Here is a 16,103-nt window from a genome sequence, read left to right as displayed (position 1 = left end):
GGCCGGCGGCACCGGAATGGCGATTCTCGGCCGGAAAGTACGGGCGGGCGTCCGGGGCGGACCGGACGTGGCAGTCGGGCGGGTCGGGGCAGGGGTGGGCTACTCCACGTACCGCTGCCAGACCGACAACAGGTCGGCGGCGTCGAGGGAGCTGTCGTGCGTCGTGGTCAGGTCGCCGACCATCGCCGAGCTGTCGTCGTCCCAGTAGATCACGAGTTGGTCGACCTGGAAGACGTACTCGATCCGGGTGCCGGACCGGGGGTGGCTGCCGGCGTACTGTTCCCGGGTCCCGGCGTACTCCGCGACGCGCTGGGTCCGGGACCTGTCCCGCTCGTTCTGGTCGGCGAGCGCCCTGAACTGGACCTCCCAGCCGTCCCCGGCACAGGCGACGTACTCGACGGCGGTCCCGCCGTAGGTGTCCGGCCGGCGCTGTTCGCAGTTGCCGACGTCGTCGAGCCACGGCCGGGCGAACTCGCGCAGCGGAGCGGACGTGATCACCCGCTCGTTGGCCCGACCGGCCGGGCCGAGTCCGGAGCCCAGATCGGTCACCCAGACCACGACCAGCACCGTGGCGGCGAGCAGCACCAGCACGGCGGCGCCCGCACCGATCCAGCGGCCCTGGCGGTGACCCGGTCCGGTCCGGGGCGCTCCCGTCGACCCGACACTCCGCACCGCCCCCGCCGAGGCACCGCCGACCCTCGACACGACCGGCGCGGTTCCGGCCGTCGGTACGCCCGGAAGACCGCCGGCCGTCGGCACCCCCTGGGAGGCGCCGACCAGCGGCACGTCCGGCGCGGCGTCGGCCGTCGGTACCCGAAGTGCGGCGTCGGCCCGGGCCGGACCGGGCGGGGCACCGGGTGCCGGGAGCCTGTCCGAGCGGTCGGCGGGCGGCGTCCCGGGTGGAGCACCCGCCGCGCCGAGCAGCGCGCCCTGGGCGACGACCAGTTCGGGCTGCTCGATGACGGTGGGCATGATGCCGAGCCGCCGGTGCAGGACGGTGGCCACCAGCGGGACCCGGCTCGCCCCGCCGACCAGGAACAGTCCGGCCACCCGCTCGGCGTCGACCCCACCGCCCGACACGGTCGCGGCGGTGAGCGCCACCGTCCGCTCGATCGGCGCCCCCGCCGCAGCCTCGAACTCCTCCCGGGTGACGTGTACGTCCACCTCGAAGATCGGCACGTGCAGCCCGGCCGTACTCCGTCGGGACAGCTCCTCCTTGGCGGCCCGGGCCTCCTCCCACAGCGACTGGCGGTGCCGCAGGTCCGGCTCGGCCCCCGGCTGGCTGAGCCGGTGCCATCGGCCGTCGACCGTGCCGGCGGGGACGACCGCGGTGCGTACCCGATCGACGACGATGCCGTCCAGGTCGATGCCGCCCAGGTCGGCGAGGCCCTGGCTGTCGGCGACGTCCCAGCCGCCGTCCGGGCGGCGCCGGAGTACCGCCACGTCGAAGGTGCCGGCGCCGAAGTCGTAGACGACGACGGCGTCACCGCCGCGCACCGGACGGGCGAGGACCGTCGTGAAGTAGGTGGCGGCTGCGGTGGGCTCGGCGACCAGGGCGGGACGGGGCAGCCCGGCCCGCTCGGCGGCATCGACGAGGATCTGGCGGCGCCGGGAGCCCCAGGCCGCCGGATGGGTGAGTACCACCTTGCCGATCGGGCGGCCGACCACGCGTACCGCCTCGTCGGCACAGCGCCGCAGCACGGCGGCGACCACGTCGACGACGGCCACCTCGGCCTGGCCGAGCAGGATGGTCCCCTCGTCGATCCGCCGCTTCGGGTACGGCTCCAGTCCGGCCGGGGAGCTGCGACCGGCCCGCAGCGCGTCCCGGCCGACCAGCAGCCGACCCTCGGAGTCGACGAAGACTGCCGAGGGGAGCAGCGGTGAGGCGTCGAAGAGGAGTGGCCGTCCCTCGCCCGGGTGCCACTGGCACACCGCGACCGTGTGGGACGTACCGAAGTCGATCGCGAGCCGGGGGGCACTGACCACGGGTCACGACGATAGCGAACCGGTGCCCGTCCGGGCCGACCGTCGCCGGCCGGTACGCCCCGACGCCCCGGCCCCGACAACGGGCCGCGGCCCGACCGGGGGGTGGTCGGGCCGCGGCGCAGGGGAGGGGTCGGAGTTCGGAGCGTCCCGGCCGGTCGAGCCGGCGGGGGCGGTGCTCACCGCAGGACGTTCCCCGGATGATCGGAACCGGTCAGGTCAGTCGGCGGAGTCGGCCGAGCCGCCGGAGTCGGCTGAGCCGCCCGAGTTGGCCGAGTCGCCACCACCACTCTTCTTCTTCCGCACCGGCGCCGGAGAATCGTCCGGACTGTCGTCGACCACCTTCGACTTCGGCTTGGGCTTCGCCTTCGGCGTGTCCTTCTTCTTCGGCTTGACCACCGGCTTCGCCTTCGCGGGCGAGTCCGCCGCCGAGGCGTTGACGCTGTCCGCCGACTCGGGCGACGGGTCGACCCAGCCCGGATCCCCCGGGCTGTCGCCGGCCGAGTTGGCCGAGTCGAACGGCGACTGGTGGGCGCTGTCGGCGGACTCCGGCGAGTCGTCGACGGCGCCGGAGTCGTACTGGCCGCTCTGCATCTGGATCGGCTGGACCTTGTCCCGCAGTTCGATCCCGTCGCTGGCCGTCGCCGCTCCGGCGGTGAGGCCGGCCACCAGTGCGGCGGCACCGGCGCCGCCGATGACGATCTGCCACGTCCGGTTGATTCGCATCTCTTCCTCCTCGGTGATTTGCTCTGGTCAAAGCCTCGGTCCCGGAGATGAGACAGCCCTGACGCCGCGATGAGACCTGACTCATCCACCCGCCGGTCGGCGGAGCCGGTGCAGCTCTACTGGCGGAGCGGGTTAGGCCGCGTCGGCGGAGCCGGTTCAGGCTCGCTGGCGGGGCGGCCGGTTCAGCCTCGCTGGCGGGGCTGGTTGAGCTGCGTCGGCGGAGCCGGTTCAGCCGCGTCGGCGGAGCCGCCGGGCGCTGTCCAGCCAGAGTTCGGCCAGTTCGAGTCGGGCGCGGGTACCCGCCGGCCAGTTCCGCTCCTGCACCCGGTGCGGGCCGGTGGCCAGCGACAGCACCACGGCCGCCGTGCGGTAACGCAGCTCGGCGGGGTCGACGACCTGCTCGAACGCGGCCAGGTAGCCGGCACCGGCACGCTGGATCGCCGCCGCCCGGTCGCGGTGCATCTGGGCGAGCACCGAGAGGTGCCCGAGCAGGCAGCCGAGGTCGTCCAGCCGCTCGCCCGGCCCGGCGGTGTCCACGTCGAGCAGCCCGGTGATCCGGCCGCCGGCCACCAGCAGTTGGCCCTCGTAGAGGTCGCCGTGCACCACGGCCGACGGGCCGGGGGCGGACTCGTCGACCAGCGCCGCGCCGAGCGCGGTGGCCTGGTCGGCCACGCTGGGCAGGGCGGCGGCGAGCACCGAGGCGTAGTGCGGGGCCTTCTCCCGCCAGGAGCGTCGGGGCCGGTCCCGGGTCAGCTCGGCCGGAAGCCGGTCGAGCAGGTCCAGCAGCGCCCGTCCGGACGGCAGGGCCGACCGGGCCCGTAACGCCTGGCGCAGGGTCTGTCCGGGCAGCGCCTGGAGCACGAGCAGCCCGTCGGGGGTGTACCCCAGGCTGGGCGCGGCCGGCACCCCGGCCCGGCGCAGCATCCGGTGCCGGTCGTGCAACTCGGCCACCTGCTCCGGGCGGACCACCTTCAGGAACACGCTGCCGCCGGCCCCGATCGCCTCGATCACCGCCCGCCGCCGGGGCCGGTAGGCGCGTACCCGCAGCTCCACCGGCCCGTCCCCGAGACCGAGTTCGCCGCGCAGGGCGGTGACGGCCTGCTCGTCGTACGCGCTGCGCAGTGCCGGCAGCGCCGGGTCGTACGGGAAGCGCCAGGCGGCCACCCGGTCGGTCCCGTTGCCCAGTACCACCGTGCCGGCCGGTGCGCGTCCCGTGCAGGCGGCCAGCCGCTCCTCCCGGACCCGCCCGTCCGGCCAGCGGATCCGTGCCTGGTACGCAGCGGTGACCCGGCGGCCCGGCTGGTGCTCGACCTGGACGGTTCGCCAGTCGAGCAGCTCGCCGCCGGAGGGTCGCAACGCGGCCCGGAGTACGTCCTCGGCGGCCGCTCCGGTGAGCAGGGCGAGCTGGTGGTCGCCGCTCTGCCCGGTCGGGATGGTGCTGGTCGTCGACATGTCAGTGACGATGCCGACCGGCGATGAGGTGACGGTGAGCCGACCATGAGAGTCCGCTCAGCCGCCCCGCCCCGCCCCGCCCCGGCCCCGCCTCGCCCCGGCCCCGCCGCGACCGCCCAGCCCCGCCGGGGCGACTGCCGGCGAAACGAGGAACCAGGGGTCAGGCGGTCATGCGGTCAGCCGGTAGCCGATCCCGCGTACCGTCTTGATCCGGTCGGTGCCGAGCTTGCGGCGCAGGTAACCGATGTAGACGTCGACCACGTTCGAGCCCGGGTCGTGGGCCAGGCCCCAGACCCGGTCCAGCAACTGTTCGCGGCTGAGCACCTGGCCGGGATGCCGGAGCAGGGTCTCGGCGAGCAGGAACTCCCGGCCGGTCAGCTCGATCGGGACACCGTCGACCGTGGCCGTCCGCCGGACCAGGTCGAGCCGGATCGGCCCGGCCTGTAGGACGGTCGGCGTCGCCTGGCCGTGCTCGCGCAGCCGGGCCCGGACCCGGGCGAGCAGTTCCTCGAAACTGAACGGCTTGGTCATGTAGTCGTCGGCCCCGAGGTCCAGCCCGGCGACCCGGTCCGGTACGGCGTCCCGGGCGGTCAGCACGATCACCGGCAGCCGTTCGCCCCTGGCCCGGATCTGGGCCAGCGCCGCCAGCCCGTCCTGACCGGGCAGTCCCAGGTCCAGGATCAGTACGTCGTAGTCGCCGCTGCGGGCTGCGGCGGCCACCTCCACCCCGTTGGTCACCACCGTGGCGACGTAGCCGGCCGCCCGCAGCCCCTTGGTCAGGAACGAGGCGATCCTCGGCTCGTCCTCGGCGATCAGCACCCGGTTCACCGGTCGGCCCCGTCCGCCGGGCCGAGATGCGGGCGCACCGGCAGCAGGATGTCGGACAGGCCCGGAGCGAGCACCGCGCCGGCCGGCAGCACCAGGGTGAAGGTCGATCCCGCGCCCGGAACGCTGTCCACCGCCACCGTGCCCCGGTGTGCCTCGGCGATCGCGGCGACGATGGCGAGGCCGAGCCCGGCGCCCTCGGCGTGCCGCCGTGGCGCGTGCTCCGCGCGGGCGAACCGGGCGAAGATCCGCTCCCGGTCCTCGGGCTCGATGCCGACCCCGGTGTCCCGGACGGCGAGCAGCACCCGGCCCGGCTGCCCCGGTGTCTCGCTTCGGGCGGAGAGTTCGATCGTGTCGCCGACCTCGGTGAACTGGACGGCGTTCTGGGCCAACTGCATCAACGCCTGGGTGAGCCGCTGCCGGTCGGCCCAGACGGCGGTGTCGTCGAGGTCGCCGAGCCGCCAGTCCCGGTCGCCGAGGGCGACGGCCTTGGCGTAGACGTCGTGCATCATCATGGCGACCTCCACCCGCTCGGGATGCAGAAAGTCGGGCTGCTCGGCGCGGGCGAGCATCAGCAGGTCGTTGACCATCCGGTTCATCCGGTCCAGCTCGTCGGTGATCAGGGCGACGGTCTCGGCCCGCTCGTCCGGGTCGTCGCCCATCAGCTCCAGGTGCCCCCGGACGATGGTGATCGGGGTACGCAGCTCGTGGCCGGCGTCGGAGACGAACGCCTGTTGGGCGGCGAACGCCCGGTGCAGCCGGCCCAGCATTCCGTTGAAGGTGTGCGCCAGGTCGGCGACCTCGTCGGTGCCGGTGACGGCGATCCGCCGGGACAGGTCGGTCTCCTCGATGGTCCGGGCCGTCTCCGTGACCGTCCGCAGTGGACGGAGAGCCCGGCCCATCGCCAGGTAGCCGCCGGCGGCCACCACCACGATCACCAGCAGGCAGGCGAGCGTCATCAGGCGTACCGCCCGGTCGATCTCGGCCCGCCGTTCGGCGCCGAACTCTAGGACGACCACCTGGCCGCGTACCGCGCCGTCGATCACCACCGGTACGGCCAGCCAGCGCGCCGAACCGGCCGGACTGTCGGCGATCCGCCCGTACGTGCTGTCGGTCAGCCCGGTCCACCGGCGCAGCAGGTCCGGGTCGCCGCTCGGGTCGTACGGCGGGTTCGCCGTCGCCCGGTGGAACGTGCCGTCCACGAAGACCAGTACCAGTTCGCCGGCCTGTGGCTCGTTGCGCAGCAGGTAGGTGTCGGCGATGGCCCGCAGGTCGGTCCCGAACGGCTGCCCGCTGGCCGGGTCGCGGCCGCCGACGAGTCGGCGGAACTCGGTGACTTCCTGGCGCATGTCGGCGGCGATCCGGTTCTCCAACTGGTTGAGCAGCACCTGCCGGATCACCACCACCGAGGCCAGACTGGCGATGGCGAGCAGCGCCAGGGCCCAGCCCAGCAGCCGGAGCCGCAGGCCGAGCGCCGGCCGCCAACGCCGGACCGGCGACTCAGTCGTCGTCTCCCTCGTCGCCTCCGTCGTCGTCATCGGCATCGTCCCCGTCGCCGGAGCCGCCGTCATCGTCCTCGTCGTCGTCCTCGGCCGGCTGGGGACGGGTGGGCCGGCGCTCGTCGTCGTCCTCGTCGTCGTCACCACCACCCGACGAGGGTCCGTCGTCGTCATCTCCACCGGAGGACGGTCCGTCGTCGTCATCTCCACCGGACGAGGGTCCGTCGTCGTCACCGCCACCGGAGGCAGGTCCGTCGTCGTCGCCGGCAGGTCCGTCGTCGTCATCCCCGCCGGACGCGGCTCCGTCGTCGGCACCGCCTCCGTCGTCGTCTCCGTCGTCGGAACCGGCTCCGTCGTCCCCGGCGTCGTCATCATCGCCTCCGCGCTCGGCCGGGCCGAGGCTCTCGTCGTCGACCGGGCGGGCCATGTCGTCGGGGCCGTCCGTCGTCGTGGTGGTCTGGGTGGCCGGGCTGATGATCTGGATCACCGGCACCCGGTCGTGCGGAAGCAGCGCCGGCAGACCGACTCCGGCGAGCAACCCGGCCAGCGCCCCCAGCCCTACCCCGGTGGCGACCTTCTGCGCGCTCATACCGCCCAGGCTGCCGGAGCCGGATGACGGGCCGATGAGGGCCGGATGAGAAGCCTCTCATCGTCCACCCGTCGCCGGCCGGTGGAACCACGGTACGGGCGCGGATAAAAAAACATTCACCTTTGCCTGAGCCCGTACTTACGGACCCTTTCGACACTGGCCGGTATTCGCTGTGGGCCGACTGTGGGGGCGGGCATGACCGGAACAGTGCTACCGGAGGCACCGAGACGCGGCGGTGGCCGCAGATCCACCCGACGACGAATCGTTCTCGCGGTCGTCGGGGTCGCGTCGTTGCTGGCCACGCTGGTCGGCGTACAGCCGGTCTGGGCGGCGACCTTCACGGTCAACAGCACCGCCGACGCGGTCGACGTCAACATCGGCAACGGGATCTGCCGGACCAGCGCCAACACCTGTACGCTGCGCGCCGCGATCCAGGAGGCGAACGCGACGCTGCCGGCGGACACCATCCAGGTGCCGGCCGGCACCTACCAGATCACCCGGGCGCCGGCCGGGGAGAACGGCGACGACACCGGGGACTTCGACGTCGTCAACCCGCTGACCATCGTCGGCGCGGGCGCCGCGACGACCATCGTGGACGGCGGACAGCCGCCGGCCGGCTCGCCGGCCGAACGACGCGGCCTGGACCGGCTGCTGGAGATCCACGACACCGCCGGCAACGTCACCGTCTCCGGACTCACCCTCCGGGAGGGGTACGACGTCGAGCGCGGCGGCGCCGTCGCCAACCTCTCGCCCGGGGTACTGCGCTTGCAGGGCGTCTCGGTGCTGGACAGTTACGCCGGGGTGTCCGGCGGCGGCATCGACATCGACGGCGAGGGCCGGGTCGAACTTGCCGGCTCGACGGTGAAGGGGAACGCCACCGGCGGTGACGGTGGCGGCATCGCCAACCAGCACGAGGTCGAGCTGACCCTCACCGACACCTCGCTGACCGACAACACCGCCGGTGCCGACGGCGGCGGCCTGAGCAGCGTCTCCAAGACCCGGCTGACCGTCACCCGGGGCACCGTCTCCGGCAACACCGCAGGCGGCAACGGCGGTGGCGTACTCGCCGACTCGGAGCGGCCGACCACGGTCCGGGACACCGTGTTCACCGGCAACTCGGCCGGCGACCCGGTCTCCGGCGACGGCGGCGGTGCCGGCCTCTACCTGGGCGGCAGCGGTGCCGGCACGGTCACCGGGGCGTCGTTCACCGAGAACGAGTCGATCGCCGAAGGCGGTGGCCTGGCCATCCACTCCGGCGGCCCGGTCACGGTCAGCGACAGCACGGTTCGGGACAACTCCTCGGACGCCGGTGGCGGCGGCGTGGAGAACAGCGGCATGCGGGTGACCCTGCTCCGGCTGACCGTCACCGGCAACACCGCCGGGGCCGACGGTGGCGGCATCGAGAGCCAGGGCAGCGGCGCCTTCTCCGTCGTCGACACGACGGTCAGCCAGAACACCGCCGAGCACGGCGGTGGCTTCGCCAACGTGGCCGACGGCACCCTCCAGGTCACCGGCTCGACGTTCTGGGACAACCGGGCCCGGACGTACGGCGGCGGCATCTACAACGCCAGCGACGCCGAGGCGCTGATCGAGAACAGCAGCTCGTCCGGGAACGTCGCCCAGGTGGCCGGCGGTGGCCTCTACACCGACGCGGACGCCGGACTGCGGGTGGTCAACGCGACCATCAACCGCAACGTCGCCCCGCACGGCAGCGGCGTCGGCGACGAGCCGGGCGGCTCGGTCAACTTCCCGGTCGAGCCGAGCACCTCGGTGATCTTCCGGAACACCCTGGTCGCCGGCAACCTCTACAGCCCGGAGTGCAGCTTCGCGGTCGGCTCCGAGGGCGGCAACCTGGACAGCGCCGACTCCTGCTATTTCCGGGGCAGCCGGGACCGGTCCAACGCCGGTGACCCGAAGATCGACGCGATCGCCGACAACGGCGGGCCGAGCATGACGCACGCGATCCAGGACGACAGCTTCGCCCTGGACGGTGGCGTGGCGCCGTGCGCCCCGGTCGACCAGCGCGGCGTGACCCGGCCGAAGAACACCGCCTGCGACATCGGGGCGTACGAGCACGAGGGGCCGTTCCCGGCCGCCGACCTGACCCCGCCGGAGACCTCGATCACCTCGGGTCCGACCTTCGCGGCCGAGCGGGCCACCTTCACCTTCGCCGGCACCGACAACGTCACGCCCCCCGGTGAACTGCTCTTCGAGTGCCGGGTACTGCCCGCCGACATGGAGCCGCCGGACCCGACCGAGCCGCCGGACCCGGAGTTCATGTTCACCGGCTGCCCGACCCCGTACGAGCTGCTCGACATCGAGCTGGGGCAGAACACCCTGGAGGTGCGGGCGATCGACCGGGCCGGCAACGTCGACGCCAGCCCGGCGGTGCACGTCTTCACCGGCGGCGAGGACATCGTCCCGCCGGAGACCACCTTCGCGGCCACGCCGCCGAACCCGAGCGCGGGGCGTACGGCGTTCTTCTCCTTCCTCGGCACCGACGACCTGACCCCGACGAACCTGTTGGAGTACGAGTGCCGGATCGACACCACCGACGAGGAGGCGTGGCTGGAGTGCGCCAGCCCGTGGAGCTTCTCCAACCTCACCACCGGCCCGCACACGGTGCAGGTACGCGCCATCGACGAGGGTGACAACGTCGATCCGACTCCGGCGACGTACACCTGGACGGTTTCCTCGCCGGCCGACTGCGACGCCTCCAACGTGATCCTCGGCGCGGACGCGGACGCCTGGGTCGACGAGTCGAACACCCAGGAGAACTTCGGCATCGCCGAGGAGTTGACGGTCCGGTCCCGGGCACCCGGCGAGGACGCCCGTACCCTGGTCCGGTTCCCGCTCCCCTCCGACGTGCCGGCGGCCTGCGAACTCACCTCGGCGACCCTGCGGCTGCACTCCGACGGCGAGCCGGGCCGCACCCTGGAGGCGGCGCCGGTCGCCGCGCCGTGGGTGGAGTCCCAGGTGACCTGGGCCAACCAGCCCGGCACCACCGGTGCGTCCGCGCTGACCGCCTCCGGCGGCGGCTTCCGGGAGTGGAACGTCACCGGCCAGGTGGCGGCGATGCTGGCCGGCGGTCCGGCGCACGGCTTCATGATCCGGGACACCGCCGAGGAGGGCGACGGCGCCGACCAGGGTTTCAGCTCGCGTAACACCATCGCCGAACCGCCGCAGGTGCCGCAGTTGGTGCTCCGGTTCGACGGGCCGGGTGCGCCGCAGCCGCCCGCGCCGCCGGCCCCGGTGCCGGCGACGGTGAGCTGCGGTCAGGTGATCACGCAGAGCGTCCGGCTGCTCAACGACCTGACCAACTGTCCGCTGGACGGCCTGGTGGTCGGGGCGCCGAACATCGAGATCGACCTGGACGGGCACACGATCGACGGGCCGGGTTACTTCCCGAACCAGCCCGGTTCCCCGGTCGAACTGCCCGAGTTGGGCCTGCCGGCGGCGATCCGCAACGTCGGCTTCGAAAACGTACTGATCACCGGCGGCACCGTGGCCCAGTTCGGCTACGGCGTCGCGCTGATGGCCGGTACCCGGTTCAACGTCGTCGACGGCCTGACCGTACGCGGCAACGCGGTCGCCGGGATCGAGTTGGCGAACGCCGACGACGGCCGTAACGCCAACCGGGTCAGCGGGAACACCCTGGACGGCAACGAGATCGGCATCGCGCTGATCGCCGGCTCGGAGAACAGCGTGGTCCGGCAGAACACCGTCAACGGAAGTCTCGGCGTCGCCCTGCACATGCAGGACGCCAGTGGGCACCTGATCGAGCAGAACACGGTCAGCGGCGTCACCGCGGACCCGACGGTGGGCAGCGACGGTGGTTTCCTGTTGGAGGACTCCCGGGACAACCGGCTGCTCGGCAACACTCTGGCCGACACCGGCGACGGCGGCATCCTGGTCACCGAGGGCTCGCACCGCAACCGGGTCGAGGGCAACACGATGACCCGGACCGGTGACGCCGGGGTGTCGGTGGAGGACTCCGACGCCGCCGAGGTGCTGGACAACGTGGCGCACCTGGCCGCCGACGTCGGCGTCGGGCTCAGCGGCTCGACCGGCAGCGTGGTCCGGGACAACGACGTCCGGTTCAACCCGGGCGGGGTCGAGTTGGAGGGCTCCACCGACAACCTGGTGGAGCGCAACGACGCCAGCCACTCCGGCGGGGCCGGCATCTCGGTCGGGCCGGGCTCGCTGCGCAACCGGGTCGTCGACAACACGGTGCACGACTCGGCCGGCGGCGGCATCGCCGTCGAGGGCGCTGCCGTGGACGCGGAGGGCAACCCGCTCGGCGCCAACCTGGTCGAGCGCAACGAGGTGGTCGGCAACGCCGGGGACGGCATCTCGGTGCCGGAGGCGGGGCACCGGCTGGCCGACAACGCGGCGCACCACAACGCCGCGTTCGGCATCGACGCCGCCGAGGAGGGCACCATCGACGGCGGTGGCAACACCGCCAGCGGCAACGGCGAGCCCGAGCAGTGTCGCGGTGTGGCCTGCGGCCCGGGTACCCCCGGCGCACCGCCGGCACCGGACCAGACCGCCCCGGACACGGCGATCACCACCACCCCGCCGAACCCGAGCAGCAGCCTGGCCAGCGTCAGCTTCGGCTTCACCGGCACCGACAACCTGGCCCCGCCGACCGCGCTGCGCTACCAGTGTCGACTGGACCCGCCGCCGGACCCGGAGCCGGAGCCGCCGGAGCCGGGTGAGCCGCCGCAGCCGCCGGACGTGGACAACTGGATCGAGTGCACCAGCCTGACCACGTACCACTTCCTCTTCGCCGGGGTGCACCGGTTCGAGGTACGCGCCATCGACCCGTTCGACAACGTGGACCTGACTCCGGCCACCCACACCTGGACGGTGGCGGCCGTGCCACCCGGCCCGGACACCGCACCGCCGAACACCACCATCTTCGAGATGCCGGACCAGGCCAGCACCAGCCCGGTGGCCACCTTCGGCTTCCGGGGCAGCGACAACGCGACGCCCGGTCCCAACCTGCGCTACGAGTGCCGGCTCGACGCGGCACCGTTCGGGCCCTGCCTGAGCCCGAAGACGTACGCCGGACTGGCCCTGGGTACGCACACCTTCCAGGCCCGCGCCGTGGACCTGGCCGACAACGCCGACCCGACCCCGGCGACGTACACCTGGAGCGTCTCGCCGGCCCCGGCGGACACCACGCCGCCGGACACCACCATCGACACCGCCCCGGACGCCAGCACGGTCAGCACCGACGCGTCGTTCGGCTTCTCGGCCAGCGAGCCGGACTCGACGTTCGAGTGCTCGCTGGACGGCTCGGCCTTCGCGCCCTGCGTCTCGCCCCAGGCGTACGTCGGGCTCTGGGCGACCAACCACGAGTTCCGGGTCCGGGCCACCGACCCGGCCGGAAACACCGACCCGACCCCGGCCGCACACGGCTGGACCATCGGGGCGGCACCGGTGCCGATGACGGTCGCCTGCGGGCAGACGCTCACCCAGAGCGTGCTGTTGAACAACGGCCTGACCAACTGTGCCAACGGCCTCGTCGTCGGCGCGGCCGGGATCACCGTCGACCTGAACGGGCACGTGATCGACGGCAACGGTCAGGGTGTCGGCATCCGCAACAACGGCCACGACCAGGTCACCGTCACCAACGGCGCGGTCACCGGCTTCGACTACGGCCTGCAACTGAACGCCGGCACCGCCGGCAACATCGTGTCGAACCTGACGTTGAGCGCGAACCAGAACGCGGGCATCCAGCTCGCCGACGCGGACAACGGCAGCGCCGGCAACCTGGTCCGGGACAACACCCTCACCGGCAACGCCGCCGGGGTGGTGCTGACCGCCGGCACCCAGGGCACCCTGCTGCGGAACAACACCATCGACGGCACCACCGGCGAGGGGATCACCCTGACCGGGTCGAGCGGCAACCGGATCGAGGCCAACCGGGTCAGCGGGTCCAGCGGAATGGGCCTGTGGCTGGAAGGGTCGAGCAACAACACGGTACGCGGCAACACGATCCTGGACAGCTCGGACGCCTCGGTGACCCTGGAGGCGGCCTCCAACGGCAACCGGATCGAGGGCAACGAGCTGACCGAGAGCGAGGCCGGGGTGGTGCTGACCGACTCCTCCGGCAACGACGTGATCGCCAACGTGGCCACCAACCACAGCGACGGCGGAATCAGCCTGGAGAACGCGCCGGACAACGTGCTGCGCGGCAACGACGTACGGTTCAACAGCAGCGGCATCGAGCTGTACGAGTCGTCCGGCAACCGGGTCGAGTCCAACGACGCCAGCGACTCGTCGTCCACCGGCATCTCGCTCGGCTCCGGCTCGCTGGACAACGTGGTGGTGCTCAACACCGCCAGCGGCAACTCCGCCGAGGGCATCTCGGTCGAGGCGGAGGTGCTGCCGGAGAGCACCGAGCCGGGCAACATCATCGACCGGAACACCACCGGTAACAACAGCAGCGACGGCATCTCCGTCAACAAGGCGGGGCACCGGATCTCGGTGAACACCGCGAACAACAACGGTGGCTGGGGCATCTACGCCGAGGCCGGCAACACCGACGGTGGCGGCAACCGGGCCACCGGCAACACCGAGCCGGAGCAGTGCTACCAGGTCTCCTGCGACGGGTCGGCCCCCGTGCCGCCGGAGGTCAACCCGCCGGACACGTTGATCGTGGACGAGCCGTCGAACCCCAGCAACAGCAGCTCGGCCAGCTTCACCTTCACCGGGATCGACGACAACACCTCGCTGTACGACCTCGGCTTCGAGTGCCGGCTGGACAGCACCAGCGAGGCGGCCTGGACGGAGTGCGAGAACCCGCAGACGTACGGCAACCTGGCTGCGGGTACGCACACCTTCCAGGTCCGGGCGGTGGATCTCGCCGACAAGGTGGATCCGACACCGGCCACGTACACCTGGGTGGTGGCGTTGTCGCCGCCGGGTGTGCCGCCGGTGAGCACCATCAGTGCCGGCCCGCCGGCCGAGACGGCGGCCCGGAGCGCCCAGTTCACCTTCTTCGCCAACGAGCCGGACGCGACGTTCGAGTGCGCGCTCGACGGCGCGGCGTACGCCGACTGCGTCTCCCCGGTGCTCTACGAGGAGTTGCTGCCGGGTGCGCACGAGTTCCAGGTGCGGGCCCGGGACGCCGAGGGCAACGTCGAACCGACCCCGGCGACCCGGACCTGGACCATCACCGGTCCGCCGGTGGTCACCCTGGTGGTGGCCCCGGAGGCGGAGACCACCAGCACCACGGCGACCTTCGCCTTCACCGCCAACGAACCCGTGGTCCGGTTCGAGTGTTCGCTCGACCTGGCCGCCTTCACCACCTGTGTCTCCCCGGTGGAGTACCCCGGCCTGGCCATCGGCGAGCACTCGCTGCGGGTCCGGGCGGTGGACGTCGACGGGATGACCTCGGGCGAGGACGAGATGGTCGAGCACGAGTGGGCCGTCGTGCCCGGCCCGGACACCACCGCGCCGGAGACGACGATCACCACCGGCCCGGCGAACCCGAGCCCGACCGGGACGGTGAGCTTCACCTTCACCGGCACCGACAACGTGACGGCGCCGGCCGGGCTGCTCTTCGAGTGCCGCCTCGACAGCCAGAACGAGGCCGACTTCGTGGAGTGCGCCAGCCCGTACGGCTATCCGAACGTGGAGCTGCCGGCGGAGCTGGAGCCGGGTCCGCACGTCTTCGAGGTGCGGGCGACCGACCAGGAGGACAACGTCGACCTCACCCCGGCCAGCTACTCCTTCACGGTGGCCGGTACCCCGACCGCGCCGCAGACCACCATCGCCTCGGCGCCGGAGGTGACCACCAGCAGCACCACCGCGACCTTCACCTTCGGCTCCAGCCAGCCGGGCTCGACCTTCGAGTGCCGGTTGGACGGGGCGCCGTTCACGGCCTGCACCTCGCCGAAGGAGTACCCCGGACTGGCGGTCGGCGACCACCGGTTCGAGGTACGCGCGACCAACGCGGGCGGGTCCGGGGACCAGTCCCCGGCGGTCTTCGAGTGGACGGTGGAGCCACCGCCGGACACCACGGCGCCGGAGACGTCGCTCGGCAGCACGCCGCCGGCCAGCACCACCAGCCCGACCGCCTCGTTCACGTTCAGCGCGAACGAGCCGGGGTCGACCTTCGAGTGCGCGCTCGACGCGGCGGCGTTCGGGCCGTGCGTCTCGCCGGTCAACTACACCGGGCTGGCCGTCGGGGCGCACCAGTTCCGGGTCCGGGCGACCGACGTGGCCGGCAACACCGATCCGACGCCGGCCAGTCACACCTGGACGGTGGCGGCGCCGCCGAGCTGTGCCGCACCTGGCTCGGTGACGTTGGGGGCGAACGCCGACAGTTGGGTGTTGCAGTCCTCGTCGTCGAGCAACTACGGCACCGACTCGACCATCAAGGTGGACAGCAAGTCGGGCGCCAACGCCCGGGTGCTGGTCCGGTTCAACCTGCCGGCGATCCCGTCCGGCTGCCAGGTCACCGACGCGAAGTTGCGGCTCTACTCGGGGTCGTACAAGACCGGCCGGACGTTGCAGGCGATCCCGCTCGCGGCGACCTGGTCGGAGGCGAACGTGCGCTGGAACAACCAGCCGGGCACCACCGGTACGGCGGCCACCACCGCATCCGGCTCCGGTTACCGGGAATGGTCGGTGACCGGCCAGGTCGGCGGCATGTACGCCGGTGGCAACCACGGGTTCCTGGTCCGCGACGCGGTCGAGAACGGCAACGGCGTGGAGCAGGGCTTCAACAGCCGGGAGAAGGGCAGTGACAACCCACCACGCCTGGTGATCACCTTCGGCTGACGCGTACGGTCGGCGGAGTTGTCGACCGGGCCGGCGGACCGCCTCCTCAGCGGGATCGAGGGGGCGGTCCGCCGTGTCCGGCGGGTGGGTCGGTGACCGGCTCGGGATACATAGATGAATTCACGCTTAACAGCAGGTGAACCACGGTGGGACGGCGCATGAGAAAGCCTCGGAGGAACGGCCATTCCCGCCGGGAGAGCGGGTCGGCCTCGTCCAGCCTTTCGAGGAGTCCC

At 72.6% G+C, this 16,103-nt stretch carries 7 protein-coding genes; 1 reads left to right on the top strand and 6 read right to left on the bottom strand.

Features of this window, described 5'->3' with window-relative positions; genetic code table 11:
* Positions 1 to 99 precede the first annotated feature (99 nt).
* The 6 genes from Pen02_RS31400 to Pen02_RS31375 form a co-directional block, all read right to left on the bottom strand.
* On the bottom strand, positions 100 to 1,986 hold the full coding sequence (locus Pen02_RS31400) for an Hsp70 family protein (protein WP_203869771.1): 1,887 nt from the start codon (positions 1,984 to 1,986) through the stop codon (positions 100 to 102).
* A 216-nt stretch (positions 1,987 to 2,202) separates the two neighbouring features.
* Positions 2,203 to 2,709, bottom strand: coding sequence for a hypothetical protein (locus Pen02_RS31395; RefSeq protein WP_203869770.1), 507 nt, complete (start codon positions 2,707 to 2,709; stop codon positions 2,203 to 2,205).
* 228 nt (positions 2,710 to 2,937) lie between these two features.
* Entirely contained in the window at positions 2,938 to 4,161 is a 1,224-nt protein-coding gene (locus Pen02_RS31390; RefSeq protein ID WP_203869769.1) for a phosphotransferase, read from the bottom strand.
* A 168-nt stretch (positions 4,162 to 4,329) separates the two neighbouring features.
* Positions 4,330 to 4,989 (bottom strand): response regulator transcription factor, encoded by a 660-nt coding sequence (locus tag Pen02_RS31385; RefSeq protein ID WP_239141604.1) that lies wholly within the window; start codon positions 4,987 to 4,989, stop codon positions 4,330 to 4,332.
* The gene (locus Pen02_RS31380; protein ID WP_203869768.1) at positions 4,986 to 6,524 is read right to left on the bottom strand and encodes a sensor histidine kinase; all 1,539 of its coding nucleotides are present in this window, start codon (positions 6,522 to 6,524) and stop codon (positions 4,986 to 4,988) included. Before Pen02_RS31380 ends, Pen02_RS31385 begins: the two co-directional genes overlap by 4 nt.
* Positions 6,487 to 7,074 (bottom strand): hypothetical protein, encoded by a 588-nt coding sequence (locus tag Pen02_RS31375; protein WP_203869767.1) that lies wholly within the window; start codon positions 7,072 to 7,074, stop codon positions 6,487 to 6,489. The genes Pen02_RS31380 and Pen02_RS31375 overlap by 38 nt, the downstream gene beginning before the upstream one ends.
* A gap of 195 nt (positions 7,075 to 7,269) precedes the next feature.
* On the opposite strand from Pen02_RS31375, the gene Pen02_RS31370 reads away from it, so the two are divergent.
* Positions 7,270 to 15,870, top strand: coding sequence for a right-handed parallel beta-helix repeat-containing protein (locus Pen02_RS31370; protein WP_203869766.1), 8,601 nt, complete (start codon positions 7,270 to 7,272; stop codon positions 15,868 to 15,870).
* The last annotated feature ends 233 nt before the right edge of the window (positions 15,871 to 16,103 follow it).

The sequence above is a fragment of the Plantactinospora endophytica genome, from assembly GCF_016862915.1.
Lineage (GTDB): Bacteria > Actinomycetota > Actinomycetes > Mycobacteriales > Micromonosporaceae > Plantactinospora > Plantactinospora endophytica.
The sequence above is the reverse complement of the archived record's forward strand: the minus strand, read 5'-3'. Positions and strand labels throughout refer to the sequence as shown.